This is a genomic window from Pseudomonas sp. ArH3a (assembly GCF_022648765.1).
Lineage (GTDB): Bacteria > Pseudomonadota > Gammaproteobacteria > Pseudomonadales > Pseudomonadaceae > Aquipseudomonas.
This window is the reverse complement of the sequence record NZ_CP080330.1, coordinates 5,961,662-5,981,841: the sequence shown is the minus strand read 5'-3', so window position 1 is coordinate 5,981,841 and position 20,180 is coordinate 5,961,662. Positions and strand designations below refer to the sequence as shown.

Below are 20,180 nucleotides of genomic sequence, written 5' to 3'. Positions count from 1 at the left end.
CAGGTAACAAGACATGGCAAAAGAATACAGCCGTACCCAACGTATCGGCGATCAGATGCAGCGCGAGCTGGCCCAACTGATCCGTCGCGAAGTCAAAGACCCCCGTGTTGGCCTGGTGACCATCACCGCGGTTGAAGTGAGCCGCGACGTAGGTCACGCGAAGATCTTCATCACCGTGATGGGGCAGGACAACAGCGAAGAAATCGCGCAAAGCATCAAGGTGCTCAACTCGGCTGCAGGTTTCCTGCGCATGCAGTTGGCCCGTGAAATGAAGCTGCGCAGCGTGCCTCAGTTGCACTTCCACTACGACGAAAGCGTCGTGCGTGGTGCGCACCTGTCGGCCCTGATCGAACGCGCCGTGGCTGAAGACAGCCAGCACCCGTCCACACCTGAAGACGCCAAGGAGTAAGCGGTGGCTCAGGTCAAACGTATCCGTCGCAACGTCAGCGGCATTATTCTGCTCGACAAGCCCATTGGCTTTACCTCCAATGCCGCCTTGCAGAAGGTCCGCTGGCTGCTCAATGCCGAGAAGGCCGGGCATACCGGCAGCCTCGACCCCTTGGCCACCGGTGTACTGCCGCTGTGCTTTGGTGAGGCGACCAAGTTCTCGCAATACCTGCTTGATTCCGACAAGGGTTACGAAACCCTGATGCAGCTGGGCAAGACCACTACCACGGCCGATGCCGAGGGTGATGTTTTGCAGGTTCGTGACGTGACCGTTGGTCGTGCTGATATTGAAGCTGCTTTGCCGGGTTTTCGTGGGCAAATCAGTCAGATACCGCCGATGTACTCGGCGCTCAAGCGTGATGGCCAGCCACTTTACAAGCTGGCACGTGCGGGCGAAGTAGTGGAGCGCGAACCGCGTTCTGTTACTATTGCGCGCTTGGATTTGCTCGCCTGTGAAGGCGACACTGCCCGCTTGGCCGTGGACTGCAGCAAAGGCACCTATATCCGTACCCTGGTGGAAGATATTGGTGAAAAGCTCGGTTGCGGCGCGTACGTTGCAGAACTGCGACGTACCCAGGCAGGGCCCTTCAGCCTGGCCCAGACGGTCACGCTGGAAGAGTTGGAGGCCGTACACGCCGAAGGCGGCAATGAAGCAGTTGATCGCTTCCTGATGCCATCGGACAGCGGTTTGCTGGATTGGCCATTGCTGCACTTCTCGGAGCACAGCGCGTTCTACTGGCTCAACGGCCAGCCGGTACGTGCCCCGGATGCTCCGAAGTTCGGCATGGTGCGGGTACAGGATCATAACGGTCGCTTCATCGGTATCGGTGAAGTGAGCGAAGACGGGCGTATAGCGCCGCGTCGACTGATTCGGTCAGAATGACCGGACGAGTGTGGCTGTTAACAGGCACGGTCAACACTCATTTTTAGATACAGGGATTTGTCCCTGGCCTGTTGAGACTGCCCTTTGGGTGGTTTCCTGAAAAAAGGATTGCCTCATGGCTCTCGACGTTCAAGAAAAAGCACAAATCGTAGCTGACTATCAGCAAGCTGTTGGTGACACTGGTTCGCCAGAAGTGCAAGTTGCACTGCTGACCCACAACATCAACAAGCTGCAAGGTCACTTCAAGGCCAACGGTAAAGATCACCACTCCCGTCGTGGTCTGATCCGCATGGTAAACCAGCGCCGTAAGCTGCTGGACTACCTGAAAGGCAAGGATCTGGGTCGTTATCAGGCTCTGATCGGTCGCCTGGGTCTGCGTCGCTAATCAGCGATTGCGCTAGAGGTTGGTTGTCTGCCGTGTGTCAGTGGGATTCCCGCTGGCCCATGGCAGGCTCCCAGCCTCAAGTTTTATCTGGATACACGTTTTGCCCTGGACCAGGCTCGGGCCGATTCCCGACATTGCCCAAGAATTTCGCAAGAAGACAAGTTCCCCAAGAGCCACAAAGAAGGTAGGACACCGTGAACCCGGTTATCAAAAAATTCCAGTTCGGTCAGTCGACCGTTACCCTCGAGACAGGCCGTATCGCCCGTCAAGCCTCCGGCGCAGTGCTGGTCACCGTTGACGACGACGTCACCGTATTGGTGACCGTTGTTGGCGCCAAGACCGCTGACCCAAGCAAAGGCTTCTTCCCTCTTTCCGTTCACTACCAGGAAAAGACTTACGCTGCCGGTAAGATCCCTGGCGGTTTCTTCAAGCGCGAAGGCCGTCCTTCCGAAAAAGAAACCCTGACTTCCCGACTGATCGACCGTCCGATCCGTCCGCTGTTCCCAGAAGGCTTCATGAACGAAGTGCAGGTTGTCTGCACCGTCGTTTCCACCAGCAAGAAGACCGATCCGGACATCGCTGCGATGATCGGTACCTCGGCTGCCCTGGCCATCTCCGGTATTCCTTTCGATGGCCCGATCGGCGCAGCTCGCGTTGCTTTCCACGAAAGCACCGGCTACCTGCTGAACCCGACTTACGAACAACAGAAAGCTTCGAGCCTGGACATGGTCGTTGCCGGTACTTCGGAAGCCGTGTTGATGGTTGAATCGGAAGCCAAAGAGCTCACCGAAGACCAGATGCTGGGTGCGGTACTGTTTGCTCACGACGAGTTCCAGGTTGTGATCAACGCTGTTAAAGAACTGGCTGCTGAAGCTGCCAAGCCAACCTGGACCTGGGCCCCACAGCCTGAAGCCACTGCTCTGCTGGGCGCTATTCGTGCCGAGTTCGGCGACGCGATCTCCCAGGCTTACACCATCACCATCAAGGCCGATCGTTACGCTCGCCTGGGTGAGCTGAAAGACCAGGTTGTTGCCAAGCTGTCCGGTGAAGAAGGCCAGCCTTCTTCCAGCGAAGTCAAAGCAGCTTTCGGCGAAATCGAATACCGCACCGTTCGCGAAAACATCGTAAACGGCAAGCCACGTATCGACGGCCGCGACACCAAAACTGTACGCCCTCTGAACATCGAAGTCGGTGTTCTGCCTAAGACCCACGGTTCGGCTCTGTTCACCCGTGGCGAAACCCAGGCCCTGGTTGTTGCAACACTGGGCACCGCCCGTGACGCACAGCTGCTGGACACCCTGGAAGGCGAGAAAAAAGACCCGTTCATGCTGCACTACAACTTCCCTCCGTTCTCGGTAGGTGAGTGTGGTCGCATGGGTGGTGCTGGTCGTCGTGAAATCGGTCACGGCCGTCTGGCCCGTCGTTCGATTGCAGCCATGCTGCCTGCCGCCGACGTGTTCCCGTACACCATTCGTGTGGTGTCGGAAATCACCGAGTCCAACGGTTCCAGCTCCATGGCTTCCGTTTGCGGTGCTTCCCTGGCACTGATGGACGCTGGTGTGCCGATGAAGGCGCCGGTTGCCGGTATCGCCATGGGCTTGGTTAAAGAAGGCGAGAAGTTCGCCATCCTGACCGACATCCTGGGTGACGAAGACCACCTGGGCGACATGGACTTCAAGGTAGCCGGTACCGCTAAAGGTGTTACCGCGCTGCAGATGGACATCAAGATCAAGGGCATCACCGAAGAGATCATGGAAATCGCTCTGGGCCAAGCCCTGGACGCGCGCCTGAACATCCTCGGTCAGATGAACCAGATCATTGGTCAGTCCCGTACCGAACTGTCGGAAAATGCTCCGACCATGATCGCGATGAAAATCGACACCGACAAAATCCGTGATGTTATCGGTAAAGGCGGCGCGACTATTCGTGCGATCTGCGAAGAGACCAAGGCTTCGATCGACATCGAAGACGACGGCTCGATCAAGATCTTCGGCGAAACCAAAGAAGCCGCAGAAGCTGCGCGTCAGCGCGTTCTGGGCATCACCGCTGAAGCCGAGATCGGCAAGATCTACGTGGGTAAGGTTGAGCGCATCGTCGACTTCGGCGCATTCGTCAACATCCTGCCGGGCAAAGACGGTCTGGTTCACATCTCCATGTTGAGCGACGCTCGCGTTGAGAAAGTGACCGACATTCTGAAAGAAGGCCAGGAAGTGGAAGTGCTGGTACTGGACGTGGACAACCGCGGCCGTATCAAGCTGTCCATCAAGGACGTAGCAGCAGCCAAGGCTTCGGGCGTTTAAACACCCGTAGGCTTAAGCTGAAAAAAAGGACCCTTCGCAGACTGTGTGAAAACCTAGCAATCTGCGCAGCGCTCAAAGAAAATGCTCCGTATCGAAAGATACGGAGCATTTTTCGTTATGGCCTATATCCAAGGAGAGTCCCGCAGCCAGACCAGTCTGTTCCCGGTCTCGTTGGAGGAATTGATCCCCGAGGATCACCTCGTTCGCGTCATTGATCTCTATGTCGCCAGGCTGGATCTGGTGCAACTGGGCTTTGATAAAGCGTTGCCCAAAAGCACCGGCCGCCCGTCTTATGACCCCGCCGACCAGCTCAAACTCTACCTTTATGGCTATTTCCAGCGGATTCGCTCATCGCGGCGGCTTGAAGCCGAATGCCAGCGCAACATCTAAGTGATGTGGCTGATCAATCGGCTCAAACCTGACTTCAAGACCATCGCCGACTTTCGCAAAAACAACAAACTCGCCTTTGTGGCGACGTGCCGTGCCTTTGTTCGGTTTTGCCGCACAGCCGGTCTGATCGCCGGTGAGTTGGTGGCCATCGACGGCAGCAAATTTCAGGCGGTGGCGTCCTCGCGGCGTCATATGAATTTGAAGCAGCTCAAACGTCAGGAAGAGAAACTGGATAAGCGCATCGCTCAGTATCTGGCCGAGCTGGATGAGGCCGACAAGGCCGAAACCACAGAGGCGATTGATCGCAGCGCAATCAAAACAGCACTGGCGCAGCTTGAAGTCCGGCAGCAGGATAATCAGAGCTGCCAAGCGCTAATGAACTCGATGGGCCTGTAGCAATTCAACATCCAAGAAAGCGATGCCCGAATGATGCGCACGCCCAAAGGGCCGCGGGTGGCTTACAACGTACAAACCGCCGTGGACGCCGCACATTGCCTGATCCTGCACCATGAAGTGACCCAGGATGGCGATGACCGCAAGCAACTCGAGCCAATGGCCAAGGCCTCAAAAGAACATCTGGAACAAGATGCCCTGAGCGTGACAGCCGATGCTGGCTACTCCAACGGCCAGCAGTTTCAGGCCTGCGAGGAGGCTGGGATTACCGTGTACGTGCCGCCCAATCGCTCGGTCAACCCAGGCGGTGAGGAGCTTTTTGAGCGCAAAGATTTTATCTACGAAGCCGAACACGATCGTTATCAGTGCCCGGCGGGCAAGTGGCTGACGCTCAAGCAGCGCAACAAGGGAGATCGAATCTATCAGGGCGATGTCAGTGACTGCGCTGTCTGCCCGCTCAAATCCCAGTGCACTGGCGCCCAACGTCGCTATGTCTCACGCCATGCCCATGAGGAAGCCTTTGAGCGAATGGAGCAGCGAATGCTGGCGCATCCGCAGATGATGGCCAACCGAAGATCCATCGTTGAGCACCCTTTCGGAAACCTCAAGCAATGGCTATTTGGGAATGGTCGTTTCCTGTTGCGCCAGTTGGAGGGCGCAAAAGCAGAAATGGCCTTGGCGGTGAACGCTTATAACCTTAAGCGAGCGATTAGCGTGCTCGGAGCCCGCCAGTTGATGGAGCTGATGGGCTGAAAGGCCTTTTTTCATCTATTGCTCGCACAAAAACAAACGCCCCGAACAAGTCGGGGCGTTTGTTGAGCTGGCCTTCAGTGCGTTTTCACACAGTCTGTTCGGGGTCCTTTTTTTATGGGGATGGGAAAATGCAGAAAAATCAGGCGTTTAATCCAGCCCAAAAGCCGCAACTTGCATGCAGGCAGGGTCCTCTTCATGCAAGTTGCACGATTCCGGATTTTTTAATATTTCATAACTCATTGTTTTAAAAGGATTTATATCGTATCTGTGAGTTGGCACAGTGTCTGCAATATCCCTGTTAACGCTGCAGCATCAAGGTTTACCCACTGCAGACTTTCAATAAAACAGGAGTTACTCGTATGAAGAAGTTCGCTCTCGCTACTGCTACCGCTCTGACCCTGGCCATGGGTGCTAACGTGGCCTTTGCTCAGACTTCCCAAGCTCCAATGACCCTGGCCGCTGGCGAAGTGACCAAAGCCAAAGAGTCCACTTCGGATACTTGGATCACCACCAAAGTCAAAGCTGACCTGCTGACTGAAAAAGGTATTCCTGGCTCGGACATCAAGGTTGAAACCAACAAAGGCGTGGTTTCGCTGTCCTCGACAGTTGCTATCTCTGACTCGCAGAAAGCCACTGCCGTAGCGATCACCAAGAAAATCAAAGGTGTTACCGCTGTTTCCGCTGACGGCCTGCTGGCTGGTGGCGCAACTAAGGCCGACAACATCGACAAAACCAAAGGCGCAGCAGCCGACGCAAAAGGCGCTACCTCTGATACCTGGATTACCACCAAAGTGAAAGCTGACCTGGTAACCGAGAAAGGCATTCCTGGCACCGACATTAAAGTCGAAACCAACAAAGGTGTAGTGTCCCTGTCCTCTTCAGTCGCAGTGACTGAAGCGCAGAAAACTACCGCGGTAAATATCACCAAGAAAATCAAAGGCGTTAAAGCTGTATCGGCCGATGGCCTGAAAGCAGAGTAACGCTTAACGTCTCGTCTGAACTGTAAAGCGGCGGCTTAGGGTGAGTTAGATATCCACCCGGTGCACCTCTGGAGTTCATGCGACCGACCACACGGATGTGGTCATTACAGGCCCCGGCACTTGTGTCGGGGCCTGTTCTATTTTGAGCAGAAACAAAATCTCCAGGCCGACCCAAAACAAACGTGGGAGCTGGCTTGCCTGCGATAGCATCACCTCGATTCAACTGAATGACCGAGGTGTCTGCATCGCAGGCAAGCCAGCTCCCACATTTGCATGGTGCCGCTCAGGCGTTACTCAGCATCCAGATGCATCGGCGTCACCACCCGACCATCCTTCTGCGCTTGCCCCAGGTTGGCATCAATGAAGTACACCCGGTCATCTTCCAACTGGCCTTTGTCCACCAGGTAGTCCTTGATGGCACTGGCACGGTCTTGCCCCAGTTGGCGCAGCAAGACGTCACTGGCGCCCCAGAACTTGATCAACCCATCACGCAGCTTCGCAGTGCGATCATCGCTGCCCAGGTCTTTCCATTCGGCCGGTGGTTGTTGTTTCAGGCGTGTACGGTAGATGCCTTCAAGCAGCGGCGCCTTTTCCTTCTCCGGTACGACAAGCAACGAAGCCTGGGCCGGGACTTTATCGCCACGGCGCTGGAGTATCTTGTAGTAGTTATATTGGTATTCACGTTCCAGACGCTCTGCGGCGAGGAACGGCCCGTCACTGCTGGCAGCGGCCGTGCCTTCGATTTCCAGGCGCAGGGTAGGGCGCTCTTTCAGCGCCTTGGCCAGGGTGTTCAGCGCGCCTTCGGCGTCTTTGTTCAATTCGCTGGAGCCTGCGGCGAACGACACATTGCCCAGGTCTTCAGAGCCCCCGCCAGTCACCAGCCCGCCGATAAACTTGAACGGCGCCGTCGCCGCGCGCACCACTAGGTTACGCAGGGTCTGCCACACAATCGGCATCACGCTGAATTGCGGGTTGTTCAGGTCGCCCGTCACCGGCAGCTCGATGGAGATCTTGCCGTCAGAGTCCTTGAGCAGGGCGATTGCCAGGCGAATTGGCAAGTCCACGGCATCGGCGCTGTCGACTTTCTCACCCAGTTGCAGCTGTTCAACCACCACTTTGTTTTCAGCCTTCAACTGGCCCTTGGTGATCACATAGTGCAGGTCGAGATTAAGGCGGCCCTTGCGGATGCGGAACCCGGCGAACTTGCCGGAGTACGGCGTCAATGTGGTCAGCTCGACGCGCTTGAAGCTGGTGGCGATATCCAGCGCCGCCATCGGATCAAACGGGTTCACGCTGCCCTTGATGGTCACTGGCGCATAGCGATCCACCTTGCCCTTGATATCGACGGTGGCCGGTTTGGCCTGGCGACTGTCAATGGTGCCGATCTGCCCGTTGAGCTGCTGGATGGCCGTGGCGAAGTTGGGTGTGAGGCTGAAGTCGGCGAAGTTGGCCGAGCCGTCATTGATCGCGATCTGGCCGATATGAATGCCCAACGGCTTGTCTTTACTCGCCGCGGGCTTGGCCGCTGATTTGGCGCCACTGTCGGCGGGCTGCGGGATCAGCAAGTCGTCGATGTTGGTGGTGCGGTCATCGTTGATCATGAAACGCGCGTATGGCTGCAGCAGGTTGACCTTGTCGATCGACAGGCTGTCGCCGTGCTGATAGTTCACGCCTTCCAGCACCAGGCGCTGCCATTTGAGGAAGTCGCGGGTTTTGAGCGTGTCCAGGGTGTGCAACTGATCGACCTGAGCGCGGCCGGTGATCTGGAGCGCCAATGGCTCAGTGCTTTTAAGGTTCACATCCAAGTTACTGCCGAGCATGCCGCTGCGCAGTTCCAGGCGAATGAACGGGCTGATATAGGACTGGGCGACCCGCAGGTCGATGTCCTGGGTATTCACTTTGAGTTTGGCGCTGACCGGGTTGAGGTTGACCTGGCCGGTTGCCTGGATCTTGCCTTGCTTGCCCAGGCCGGTATCGACTTTCAAGGTAAAGGGGCTTTGGTTCAGGCTGTCGAAGTTCTGCACGTCGACATTCAACGGGCCCAGCTCCAGCGCTACCGCAGGTTTGACCTGGCGGTCCGCCAGGTGCACCTGATAGTTACGCAGTTGCACATCCTTGAGCAGCACTTGCCAAGGTTTGCTGGGTGCTGTTGGCTGCGCCTTTGGCGAGTCGGCTGTCGCCGGTGCGGTGGCAGGTTCCGGCGCCTTGGCCGGTTTGCTCGGTTGGCTGGCGAACAGTTTCTGCCAGTCCAACTGCCCATCGGCTTCGCGGGCGGCCCAGGTTTCCAGCTTGTTGCTGCGAATCTTGCCGACCACTACCTGCTGCTTGGCCAGGTCCACCGTGGTTTCGCTGACGTCCAGGCGTTCCAGGCGCACCAATGGGCGGCCATCCGGTGCCTTGATTGCAAACGGCGCGATGCTGGCGGCGGTGTTGGTCAGGTTCAGTTCGGTTTCTTTGGCCAGGCTGAATTTGTAGTCGGTGCTGAAATTCAGCACGCCATCTTCCAGCACCAATGGCAACGCGTCTCGCACGTATGGCCACCAGGCTTTCATCTTGCCATCGGTGACTTTCAGCGTGCCCTCGGAGGTGATCGGTATCAGGCTGAAATTGCCTTTCCAGTCGATCTGCCCACCTTGAGGGCCGGCGGCCACCAAGGTCATGTTGGCATTGTCTTCCGGCAGCGTGCTGAGGTTTTTCAGCTCAAAGTCGAGTTTGTCGTAGAGGAATTCGATCGGTTCGCTGGGGCGCAAATCTTGAAAGTGCACATAGCCGCCAGCCAGCTTGATGCTGTCGATGCGCAGCGGGAACGGCTTGGCGTTAGGGTCAGTCGGCGTGGGCTCGCTCGGCGGCAGCTTGAACAACTGCGCAAGGTTCAGTTGGCCGGACTTGTCGAACAGCAGCTCGGTCTTGGGCTGGTCCAGCTGCACATCGGCCAGGTGCAGCGCACGGGTCCAGAGACTATCTATCTGCAGGTTGGCGTAGAGACGCTCGAAACCCACCTGCTCCTTGCCCGGTTCGCCGATCTTCAAGCCCCATGCCGTAACTTCCAGGCTGAACGGGTTGAGCTCGATTCGCTCGATGCGTGCCGGCACCGTGGCGTAATTGGCCAACTGTTGGTTGGCAATGCGAAGGGCGATGCCCGGCAGAATCAGAAAGCCCAGCAAGCTGTACAGAGCCAGGGCGGTCAACAAGGCGCCAGCGGCGCGGATCAATCCTTTGGGCATGAGTGACGCCATCTATGTAGAACAAGAGTGCCTTGGAGTATGGCACGGGATTTCGGTTCCGAAGTACCGGGCTGCTTGGGAAAAGTACTACAACTGAAGGATCAGGGTTTTCAGAGGCGGCTGCTGATCCTGAGACGGGAAGTCGGCTCCCGGCGCCATGATTTGCCAGTCGCGTACCGGGCGCCCGGCTTTTTCGGCGCAACGCAGCACCTGTTCGCGCCAATCATCCATGCTGACTTTCGCCAAGTTGTTGCAGCAAATCAGCACGCCATTGTCGGCGGTAGCGAGCAGTGCAGGCTTGAGCAGGCTCTGGTAGTCGCGCAGCAGGTCGACGGTGCCGAACGCGCTCTTGGCCCAGGCCGGTGGGTCGAGCAGCACTAGGTCATATTGGCGTTGCTCAAGGCGCGGATAGCTCGGCAGCTTGTGGCCGCGGCGCTGAGTGATCGGCAAGCCCGCCAGTTGGCGAATCGCCGGAAAGTAGTCGGATTGCACGAAACCCATGGTCGGCAATTGCGGGTTGAGCACACCGTTTTCGCGGCCCACCGCCAGGTTGCCCTCGGCGAAGTCCAGGTTGCACACCTCGCGGGCGCCACCGGCTGCCGCGCTCAGGCCCACGCCACAGGTGTAGGCAAACAGGTTGAGCACACGTTTGCCGGCGCTGTGTTCCTTGACCCAGCCACGGGTGTTGCGCAGGTCGAGAAACAGCAGCGGGTCCTGCCCTGCATGGCGCCCGCGCACGCGGTAATTGAGGCCCCATTCGTGGCCGACCAAGTCTTCCAGTGCCGCCGGTTGGGCGCGGTACACCGTGTCTTCACGGTCGATCCGCGAATTGCCACGCGAGCGGTCGTTGTACACCAGCAGCAATTCCAGGCCCATGAACTGGTTGATCAGTTCATGCAGGTTCAACAGCTCGGCTGTTTCCAGGGCCTGGTGAAAACTCTGCACCAGCAGTTGCGGGCCATAACGGTCAATGGTCAAGCCGCCGGCGCCTTCCTGGCTGCCGTGGAACAGCCGGTAGCAGTCGGTGCCCTGGGCATGCAGCGTGTTGATCAGGTCTTGGCGTTGATCGAGGGCGGCGCGCAGCGCCTGATTCAAGGGAGTCATGGAGCGCGCCTTGCTTGCGAGTCAATATGGGCGCGGAGTTTAACAGCTATGAGCCGCCGCCTACATCAGCCCCATTCGCCGATGGGCGCGCTGCACCGAACCATTGCGCATCGCCCAGCGCAGCAACGGTGCACTGCGCTTGACCCCGGCGCGGATCAGCTGGCGCTGCAACGGGCTCTGGTGCTGTTCGAGCAGGCTGCTTGCCCAGTCTGGCAGCAGGTCGATCCCGGCCTGCATCATCAAGCTGCCAAAGGGTTTGGCCAAGGTGCTGGGTGCGGGTGCATTGAGCAGCAGGCGCAGCACTTCGCGGCTGCGCTCGTCGCACAGCAGTTGCGGACGAATGCGTGCCAGGTAATCCGAAACTTCCTGCCGTGAACGCGGAACATGCCGAGCGCCCAAGCGCTCGGCGACCAAGGCGATTTCACTGTAGTAACGGTCCTGATCCCGGCCCGAAAGACCCGGGTTGCAATAGCGCAGGTGCGACGCCAGAAAGTTGCTGACCTCCGCCACGTGCACCCACGTCAGCAGTTCCGGATCGCTGGCCGCGTAAGGCCGCCCGTCCGGGGCATGCCCGGTCACTTGCAGGTGGATGGTGCGCACTTTTTCGATCAGCCATTCGGCGTCTTTGCGCGAACCGAAGGTGGTGCCGGAAATAAACTGCGAGGTGCGCCGCAAGCGCCCGAGCATGTCCTGGCGAAAGTTGGAGTGGTCCCACACGCCGGCCAGGGCCAGCGGGTGCAAGGCTTGCAGCATCAAGGCGCTGATGCCGCCAATGAGCATGCTGCTGAAGTCGCCATGCACTTGCCAACTGACCGAGTCCGGCCCGAACAGGCCGGGATCGCCCTTGGGGTTTTCCAGGTCCAGCTGGCCCAGTGACAAGCCGGTAAGGCTCATCAACTGAGTTTCGATACGGCTGCGGATAAATTCCATGGCGACTTCAGAGGTTCCTAGCGGTTCAGGCGTTTGTCGATCAGCCCGTCTACCACGCTGGGGTCGGCCAGGGTCGAGGTATCACCCAGGCTGTCCAGTTCGTTGCAGGCGATCTTGCGCAAAATCCGCCGCATGATCTTGCCTGAGCGGGTTTTCGGCAGGGCGGGTGCCCATTGGATCAGTTCCGGCTTGGCAAAGCTGCCGATTTCCTTGCTCACCAGCGCCAGCAGGTGTTTTTTCAGCTCATCGCTGGGCTCGACGCCATTCATTGGCGTGACGAAGGCATAAATCCCCTGGCCTTTGACGTCGTGGGGATAGCCGACCACGGCAGCCTCGGCCACCTGATCATGCAGCACCAGAGCGCTTTCGACCTCGGCGGTGCCGATACGGTGGCCCGAGACGTTGATCACATCATCGATGCGCCCGGTGATCCAGTAGTCGCCGTCTTCATCGCGCCGTGCGCCGTCGCCGGTGAAGTAGTAGCCGGGGTAGGGTTTGAAATACGTGTCGATCATGCGCTGCGGGTCGCCGTAGATGCTGCGAATCTGGCCCGGCCAGCTGGCTTTGATCACCAGCACGCCACTGCCGGCACCGCTGATTTCCTTGCCTTGCTCATCCAGCAGCACGGGCTGTACGCCAAACATCGGCTGGGTCGCGCAGCCTGGTTTGATACGCTGGGCGCTGACCAGTGGGCTGAGCATGATGCCGCCGGTTTCGGTCTGCCACCAGGTATCGACAATCGGGCAGCGTTGTTCGCCCACGGCGTTGAAGTACCAGTCCCAGGCTTCCGGGTTGATCGGCTCGCCGACGCTACCCAGCAAACGCAGGCTGGCGCGGGACGTGTTCTGCAGCGGCCCGTGGCCCTCACGCATCAAGGCGCGCAGCGCGGTGGGCGCGGTGTAGAAGATATTCACCTGATGTTTATCGATCACTTGCCAGAAGCGCGAGCTGTCCGGGTAGCTCGGTACGCCTTCGAACATCAGCGAGGTAGCGCCATTGGCCAGCGGGCCATACACGATGTAGCTGTGGCCGGTGACCCAGCCCACATCGGCGGTGCACCAGAACACTTCGCCGTCACGGTAATCGAGCACGTACTTGAAGGTCATCGCCGCCTGCAGCAGGTAGCCACCGGTGGTGTGCAGCACACCTTTGGGTTTGCCGGTGCTGCCGGACGTGTAGAGGATAAACAGCGGGTCTTCGGCGTCCATCGGCTCGGGCGGGCAGTCGTCGCTGGCGGCGTCCAGGGCTTGCTGGTAGTTGAGGTCGCGGTCTTTGACCCAGATAAGGTCGGCCCCCGTACGTTGCACCACCAGCACCGTGCTGACGTTCGGGCAACTGGCCAGGGCCTTGTCGACATTCTTTTTCAACGCCACCGGCTTGCCGCCGCGCACGCCTTCATCGGCAGTGATCACGGTGCGACAGTCGGCGTCGAGAATGCGGTCGCGCAGGGCGTCCGGTGAGAACCCACCAAACACCACCGAGTGCACCGCGCCAATTCGCGTACAGGCCAGCATCGCGTAGGCCGCTTCCGGGATCATCGGCATGTAGATGCACACTCGGTCGCCTTTCTTTACGCCACGGCTTTTCAGCACATTGGCCAGGCGGCTGACGTTTTGGTGCAGTTGGCGGTAGGAGATTTTGGAAGATTTTGCAGGATCATCGCCTTCCCAGATGAAGGCCGGCTGATCGGCGCGTTGCGCCAGGTGACGGTCAATGCAGTTGTAACTGACGTTGAGTTGGCCGCCGGCAAACCATTGGGCGGCGCCAGTCTTGATGTCTGACTGTTGGACGGTGTGCCAGGGTGTTATCCAGTCGAGAAAGCCCTTGGCCTGTTCGGCCCAGAAGGTGTCAGGTTGCTCAATGGATTGGCGATAGAGGCGCTGGTACTCGGCTTGACTGAGCTGCGCGGCAAGGCGGACGGCATCGGCGGCGGGAAACGTGCTGATATCGAACATGAGCGGTCCTTATTCTTGTTTTCGGGACAAGGCATAAAGATGCACGCTGTGGGGAGAGGGTTCAAGGCCAACGTCCAAACGGACGTTGGCCTTGGTGTACCGGCTTCAGCCGCGGTGACGACCGCGGAAGTAGTTGATCAGGCCTTGTGTCGACGCATCGTCAGCCAGGGTTTCTTCGGCGCCGGTCAGGCGGTTGTAAACGCCCTTGCCCAGCTCCTTGCCCAGCTCAACGCCCCATTGGTCAAAGGCGTTGATTCCCCAGATCACGCTTTGCACGAACACTTTGTGCTCATACATGGCCACCAGTGCGCCGAGGCGACGTGGGCTGATGCGCTCCACCACAAGGGTGTTGCTCGGGCGGTTGCCCGGGATCACCTTGTGCGGGGCCAGTTTCTGCACTTCGGCTTCCGCCAGGCCTTTCTCGCGCAGTTCGGCTTCGGCTTCGCTGCGGGTCTTGCCGAGCATCAGTGCCTGGCTTTGGGACAGGCAGTTGGCGTACAGCCACTGGTGGTGGTCGGACACCGGGTTAAAGCTGACGATCGGCACGATGAAGTCGGCTGGGATCAGTTGGGTCCCTTGGTGCAGCAACTGGTGGTAGGCGTGCTGACCGTTGCAGCCGACGCCGCCCCAGATGACCGGGCCGGTGTCGGTGGACACTGGCGTGCCGTCCTGGCGCACGCTTTTGCCGTTGGATTCCATGTCCAGCTGTTGCAAGTGCTTGGTGATGTTACGCAGGTAATGGTCGTACGGCAGGATCGCATGGCTCTGCGCACCCCAAAAGTTGCCGTACCACACGCCCAGCAAGCCCAGCAGCACGGGCATGTTCTGTTCAAACGGGGCGTTCTGGAAATGCTGGTCCATGGTGTAGGCACCGGACAGCAGTTCCTTGAAGTTGGACATGCCGATGGCCAGGGCGATTGGCAAGCCGATGGCCGACCACAGCGAGTAACGGCCGCCGACCCAGTCCCACATCGGGAAAATGTTTTCTTCGCGGATACCGAAGGCCACAGCTGCCGCGTTGTTACTCGATACGGCGATGAAGTGGCGGTACAGCTCGGCTTCCGAGCCACCTTGGGCCAAGTACCAGGCGCGGGCGGCCTGGGCGTTTTTCAGGGTTTCCAGGGTGTTGAAGGATTTCGACGAGACGATAAACAGCGTGGTCTCGGCGCGCAACTTCATGGTCAGCTCGTGGAATTCGCTGCCGTCGATGTTCGCCAAGTAGTGGCAGCGCACGCCTTTATGGGCGTAGGACAACAGTGCCTCAGAGACCAGCTCCGGGCCGAGGAACGAGCCACCGATGCCGATGTTCACCACGTCAGTGATCGGCTTCTCGGTGTAGCCACGCCACAGGCCATCGTGGATACGGCCCACGAGGTCGGTGATCTGGTTCAGCACTTTGTGCACGTCCGGCATGATGTTCACGCCGTTGACCGATAGCTTGTCACCCACAGGGCGGCGCAAGGCGGTGTGCAGAGCCGGGCGGCCTTCGGAGGAGTTGACCGGTTCGCCGGCGTAGAGCGCGTCGATCGCAGCTTTAAGGTCGACTTCCTTGGCCAGCCCTACCAGCAGGTCGCGTGTTTCGGTCGTGATCAGGTTTTTCGAGTAATCGAGGAAAAGCCCGCAACTGCTCAAGGTGAACTCGGAAAAGCGCTGGGGATCGGCATTGAACGCGTCGCGCATGCTGAAATCCTGCATGGCTTGGCGATGTTTATTGAGCGCTTGCCAAGCGGGCAGAGCGGTAACGTCATGAGGAGTGCGGTAATACGCCATCGCTGCGGGTTTCCTTTTTATTACGGGGACTTGCCTTTAGGACACTTCTAAATCCGGAACGTCCAGTCTTTCATCAGGCGTTGGGTGCCGGTCAGCGCCAACAATGGCGCAGGGCGATTACATTAAACCTAGCGTGTCGATATGTCTTGGCTTTGTCTGCGCTGTGGCCGGTACTTTTTTATACCGGCACAGCGGGGAGGGCAACAGGTGCGGTGTTTTTTCAATGAGAAAAGGCGGGGGTGGTCAGGCCAGGTTCAGGTGCAAGTTATCGATCAGGCGAGTCGCCCCCAGATACGCTGCAACCAGGATCACCACATCGCGGTCCTCAGCCGTGGCCGGGCGCAAATGCACGCCTTGGCGCACTTCGAGGTAATCCATGCGCAAGCCTGCGGCCTCAACGTGCTGGATTTGCTCGGCACGCAGCTTGGCGAAATCGTGGTCACCGGCTTTGATCGCCGCGGCAATCTGGCTGAGGCTGCGGTACAGCACCGGGGCGATGGCACGCTGCTCGTCGGTGAGGTAGCCGTTGCGCGATGACAGCGCGAGGCCGTCAGCGGCACGTACGGTCGGCTCGCCGATGATCTGGATCGGCATGTTCAGGTCATGCACCATGGCGCGGATCACCGCCAGTTGCTGGTAATCCTTCTGGCCAAACACGGCCATGTCCGGCTGGACCATATTGAACAGCTTGCTCACCACTGTGGCCACGCCTTCGAAGTGCCCGGGGCGGCTGGCGCCGCATAGGCCTTCGGACAGTTGCGGAACACTGACGCGGGTCTGGCCGCTCATGCCGCCGGGGTACATTTCTTCGACGGTCGGCGCGAACAGCAGGTTGCAACCGGCTTGCAGCAGCTTTTCCTGATCCGCCGCCAGCGTGCGAGGGTACTTGTCCAAATCTTCGCCTGCGCCGAATTGCAGCGGGTTGACGAAGATGCTCGCCACCACAAAATCCGACTGCTGCGCGGCCTTGGTCACCAACGTGGCGTGACCGCTGTGCAGGTTGCCCATCGTGGGCACAAAGCCGATGCGTTTGCCGGCGCTGCGCGCGTGGGCGACGGCGGCGCGCAGTTCTCGTACGGTTTTAACGGTGTTCATGCAGAGAATCCGTGTTCAGCGCTTGGGAAAGTAACGGCTTTGACTTCGTTGACGTAAGCGCTCAACGCGGCCTGGATGCTCTCTTGGCCGGCCATGAAGTTCTTCACGAATTTCGGCGCACGGCCGGTCAGCGACAGGCCGAGCATGTCGTGCAACACCAGAACCTGGCCATCGGTATCGGCACCTGCGCCAATGCCGATCACCGGCACTTTGACGGCCTGCGTGATCTCAGCAGCCAGTTCGCTCGGCACGCACTCCAGCACGATCATCGCAGCCCCGGCTTGTTCCAGGGCGATGGCATCCGCACGCATCTGGCGCGCCTGGGCTTCATTACGGCCTTGTACTTTGTAGCCGCCGAGGATGTTCACCGACTGCGGTGTCAGGCCCATGTGCGCGCACACCGGCACACCGCGCTCAGCCAGCAAACGGATCGGCTCGGCGAGCCACACGGCACCTTCGACTTTGATCATGTGCGCACCGGCTTGCATCAGTTTGCCGGCGTTTTGAAAGGTCTGTTCGAGGGTGGCGTAACCCATGAACGGCAGGTCAGCGATGATGAAGGCGCCGTCGTTACCGCGCTTGACGCTGGCCGTGTGGTAGGCGAGTTCATCAGTGGTGACGGGCAGGGTGCTGTCATTCCCTTGCAAAACCATGCCGAGGGAGTCACCCACCAGCAGCACCTCGACGCCGGCCTGGCAACAGGCCTGGGCGAAGGTGGCGTCATAGCAGGTCAGCATGGCGATTTTTTCACCTTTGAGCTTGAGGCTCTGCAAGGTGGTCAGGGTAATGTCTGGCATGAAAAGGGTCCTCGTTCAGGCGCTTGGAAACAGCGAGTAACGCGCGTGAGTCTTCGTTTATACAGGCGCACTGTCTTGAGAGCAGTGCTTATAAGGCCTGGATTGCGCCCTTCAGCGCCGGGTTGGCGGCAGCGGGACGCCTATAGTCGTGATGAGGGCTCGGTAAGTCAATTGGATGTGTTACCGCATTGTTACGAGTGCGGTGTTACCGCTGTTACGGGTGGGCGCTGGCTTGCCTGCGATGCAGGCGACTCGGTTCGGCAGTCATGCTATCGCAGGCACGCCAGCTCCCACCGGGACCGGATCAGACTTTAGGGAGGCGTTCCAGCCCGACAAACGGGCAGGCCGTCAGCAGCGCTTTGAGCGTACGGCCGTCGGGCAACTGCAGGTCGGCCGGCGCCAGCTCAGCCAGCGGGTACAACACAAACGCGCGCAAGTGCATCTGATAGTGAGGCACCGTCAGGCGTGGCTCGTCGATCAAGCGATCGCCAAACAGCAGGATATCCAGGTCCAAAGTACGCGGGCCCCAACGCTCGAGGCGCTCGCGGCCCTGGTCGTTCTCGATGGCTTGCAGCGCATCGAGCAGTGCCAGTGGCGCGAGGTTGCTGTCCAGGGCCGCGACCGCATTGGTGTAGCGCGGTTGGCCCGGGAGCAGCGAATCACTTTGATAGAAGGCGGACACGCCTGCGAGGGTGGTGCCGGGCAGCAATGCCAGCGCCTGGGCGGCGCTGCGCAATTGCTGGTCCGGGGCAGCCAGGTTGCTGCCCATGCCGATGTAGATACGTTCCACGTTTATTCGCCTGCGGCGCCCGAGGCATCGGCAGACGTGCGTTTGCGCTTGCTGGAACTGCGACGACGCTTCTTCGGCCCATCGCCAGCGCCATCGCCTTTGCTGCCGAGGTCACGAATCATGTCGCGGCGTTGGCTGTCATTGGCGTCCTGGTAATCGGTCCACCATTCGCCCAGGCCGTCGGTCTGCTCGCCGGCGCTTTCGCGCAGCAGCAGGAAGTCGTAGCCGGCACGGAAGCGCGGGTTGTCCAGTAGCAGGTCGGCGCGTTTGCCGCTGCGGCGTGGCAGGCGCTCCTGCATGTCCCAGATCTCGCGGATCGGCATGGTGAAGCGTTTCGGGATAGCGATGCGCTGGCACTGCTCGGCGATCAGCTCGTGCGCGGCTTCCTGCATGGCCGGAATCGCAGGCATGCCACGGTCCTGCAGGCGCATTACGCGTTTTGGAAGCGCTGGCCACAACAAGGCGGCAAACAGGAACGCCGGGGTCACCGGTTTGTTCTGTTTGATGCGCAAGTCCGTGTTGATCAAGGCTTCGCTGATCAGCGTGTGGGTGTAGGTCGGGTTGTATTCCAATGCCTCGGCGCTGGCCGGGAACAATGGGTCGAACAACTGCAGGTCCACCAGCATTTCGAAGGTGTCGGCGGCATACCCCGAGAGGAACAGCTTGAGCACTTCTTCAAACAGGCGCGCTGAAGGAATTTCCCGCAGCATCGGCGCCAGCTCACGAATCGGCGCGGCAGTGTGTTTCTCGATACCGAAGTTCAGCTTGGCGGCGAAACGCACCGCTCGCAGCATGCGCACCGGGTCTTCCTGGTAGCGCTGCGTCGGGTCGCCGATCAAGCGGATCAGGTTGTTGCGAATGTCGTGTACGCCATTGGCGTAATCGAGGATGCGCTCGCTGACCGGGTCGTAATACAAGGCATTGATGGTGAAGTCGCGGCGTTGCGCGTCTTCTTCCAAGGTGCCGTAAACGTTGTCGCGCAGGATGCGCCCGCTCTCGTTGCGGGAAGACTGGTTGGTGTCTTCCTCTTCATCGTTTTGCGGGTGGCCGGCGCGGAAGGTCGCGACCTCGATGATTTCGCGTCCAAAGTGGATGTGCACCAATTTGAAGCGGCGACCGATGATTCGCGCATTGCGAAATTCGGCACGCACTTGTTCGGGCGTGGCGCTGGTGGCGACGTCGAAATCCTTGGGCGTGATATTAAGCAACATGTCGCGCACGCAACCACCCACCAGGTAAGCCTGGTAGCCGGCGTTCTGCAAACGTTCGACGATGTTCACTGCATAACGGCTGAATTGAGCGCGCTGCAATGAATGCTGATTGCTGTTAAGCACTTCAGGCGTGCTGCGAATGTGTTGCGTACGACGCAAGGGGGAACGGAATGACTGGAACAACTTCTTCAGCATGGGATGCACTGTTTGAAGGAATGTTCGGCCATAACGAAGAATGACCGCATGATGGGCCGGGATTCTAGCATTTAGTCGGGGGATGGTGTAGGAACAAGCTGCAAGGCTTGAGCCAGAAGCTTAAAAGAAGGATTGGCAGGTACCAAATTGCGGAAACTACAAGGGGAGCCGAAGCTCCCCCAGAAGTAGTTGCGTGCTCTATTTTTATTATTGATTGCGGGCTTCTTGTTTTTGTTGATCGCCCTCGCCGTGAAGTTTTACCTTCATGACACTCCCAATCGGGAGTCAAGAGCAAACGGATTGCTTTGGTCGCTGTGTTGCTGATCTACGATCCAACCAGTTCAGGCTCTGCCTTAGGGCAGTTTTTGTTGTTCTCGGCCTGGTTGCGGGGCAAGCCCCAAATGCAACGCCTCTCCAAAAGAATCAGTTAGCTGCGCCTCCGCCGTGTTGTTTTTATTATGCGTGAGTCGATTCGTCTTATTTTTATTGTCTGGTACTGAGCTTGTTATTGTTTTTGTACTAAGCATATAGCAGGGTGCGTGCCAACTTTTGTGCCGCCCAGCAAAATCGGGGGGTTG

14 protein-coding genes and 1 pseudogene are annotated in these 20,180 nt (G+C 58.9%); 6 read left to right on the top strand and 9 right to left on the bottom strand.

Annotated elements, in window-relative coordinates:
• Nucleotides 1-13: 13 nt before the first annotated feature.
• From rbfA to K0P33_RS27415, 6 genes and pseudogenes are all read left to right on the top strand, one after another.
• Nucleotides 14-409: a 30S ribosome-binding factor RbfA gene (gene rbfA, locus K0P33_RS27440; RefSeq protein ID WP_003176137.1), complete on the top strand. Its 396-nt coding sequence runs from the start codon at nucleotides 14-16 to the stop codon at nucleotides 407-409.
• Between the two features lie 3 nt (nucleotides 410-412).
• Nucleotides 413-1,330: a tRNA pseudouridine(55) synthase TruB gene (gene truB / locus K0P33_RS27435; protein ID WP_242152574.1), complete on the top strand. Its 918-nt coding sequence runs from the start codon at nucleotides 413-415 to the stop codon at nucleotides 1,328-1,330.
• 115 nt (nucleotides 1,331-1,445) lie between these two features.
• Nucleotides 1,446-1,715 (top strand): 30S ribosomal protein S15, encoded by a 270-nt coding sequence (gene rpsO, locus K0P33_RS27430; RefSeq protein WP_003176135.1) that lies wholly within the window; start codon nucleotides 1,446-1,448, stop codon nucleotides 1,713-1,715.
• A gap of 194 nt (nucleotides 1,716-1,909) precedes the next feature.
• On the top strand, nucleotides 1,910-4,015 hold the full coding sequence (gene pnp / locus K0P33_RS27425; protein WP_094951715.1) for a polyribonucleotide nucleotidyltransferase: 2,106 nt from the start codon (nucleotides 1,910-1,912) through the stop codon (nucleotides 4,013-4,015).
• A gap of 117 nt (nucleotides 4,016-4,132) precedes the next feature.
• Nucleotides 4,133-5,551: pseudogene (locus tag K0P33_RS27420) on the top strand (IS1182 family transposase).
• A 359-nt stretch (nucleotides 5,552-5,910) separates the two neighbouring features.
• The gene (locus tag K0P33_RS27415; protein ID WP_094950190.1) at nucleotides 5,911-6,531 is read left to right on the top strand and encodes a BON domain-containing protein; all 621 of its coding nucleotides are present in this window, start codon (nucleotides 5,911-5,913) and stop codon (nucleotides 6,529-6,531) included.
• A 290-nt stretch (nucleotides 6,532-6,821) separates the two neighbouring features.
• Here K0P33_RS27415 and K0P33_RS27410 read toward each other — a convergent pair whose 3' ends face one another.
• From K0P33_RS27410 to K0P33_RS27370, 9 genes are all read right to left on the bottom strand, one after another.
• Nucleotides 6,822-9,755, bottom strand: a complete 2,934-nt coding sequence (locus K0P33_RS27410) for a DUF748 domain-containing protein (protein WP_242152572.1) — start codon at nucleotides 9,753-9,755, stop codon at nucleotides 6,822-6,824.
• Between the two features lie 87 nt (nucleotides 9,756-9,842).
• Nucleotides 9,843-10,859 (bottom strand): class I SAM-dependent methyltransferase, encoded by a 1,017-nt coding sequence (locus K0P33_RS27405; RefSeq protein ID WP_242152569.1) that lies wholly within the window; start codon nucleotides 10,857-10,859, stop codon nucleotides 9,843-9,845.
• A gap of 60 nt (nucleotides 10,860-10,919) precedes the next feature.
• Complete coding sequence (locus K0P33_RS27400; protein WP_094950186.1) at nucleotides 10,920-11,789, bottom strand: oxygenase MpaB family protein; 870 nt, start codon at nucleotides 11,787-11,789, stop codon at nucleotides 10,920-10,922.
• Between the two features lie 17 nt (nucleotides 11,790-11,806).
• On the bottom strand, nucleotides 11,807-13,744 hold the full coding sequence (acs, locus tag K0P33_RS27395) for an acetate--CoA ligase (protein WP_242152567.1): 1,938 nt from the start codon (nucleotides 13,742-13,744) through the stop codon (nucleotides 11,807-11,809).
• A 105-nt stretch (nucleotides 13,745-13,849) separates the two neighbouring features.
• Nucleotides 13,850-15,514: a glucose-6-phosphate isomerase gene (pgi, locus tag K0P33_RS27390; RefSeq protein ID WP_242152564.1), complete on the bottom strand. Its 1,665-nt coding sequence runs from the start codon at nucleotides 15,512-15,514 to the stop codon at nucleotides 13,850-13,852.
• Between the two features lie 243 nt (nucleotides 15,515-15,757).
• The gene (gene panC / locus K0P33_RS27385; protein ID WP_242152560.1) at nucleotides 15,758-16,609 is read right to left on the bottom strand and encodes a pantoate--beta-alanine ligase; all 852 of its coding nucleotides are present in this window, start codon (nucleotides 16,607-16,609) and stop codon (nucleotides 15,758-15,760) included.
• Nucleotides 16,606-17,406, bottom strand: a complete 801-nt coding sequence (panB, locus tag K0P33_RS27380; RefSeq protein WP_094950182.1) for a 3-methyl-2-oxobutanoate hydroxymethyltransferase — start codon at nucleotides 17,404-17,406, stop codon at nucleotides 16,606-16,608. The genes panC and panB overlap by 4 nt, the downstream gene beginning before the upstream one ends.
• Before the next feature lie 304 nt (nucleotides 17,407-17,710).
• Nucleotides 17,711-18,196, bottom strand: coding sequence for a 2-amino-4-hydroxy-6-hydroxymethyldihydropteridine diphosphokinase (folK, locus tag K0P33_RS27375; protein WP_094950181.1), 486 nt, complete (start codon nucleotides 18,194-18,196; stop codon nucleotides 17,711-17,713).
• Between the two features lie 2 nt (nucleotides 18,197-18,198).
• The gene (locus K0P33_RS27370; RefSeq protein ID WP_094950180.1) at nucleotides 18,199-19,602 is read right to left on the bottom strand and encodes a polynucleotide adenylyltransferase PcnB; all 1,404 of its coding nucleotides are present in this window, start codon (nucleotides 19,600-19,602) and stop codon (nucleotides 18,199-18,201) included.
• Between the last annotated feature and the right edge of the window lie 578 nt (nucleotides 19,603-20,180).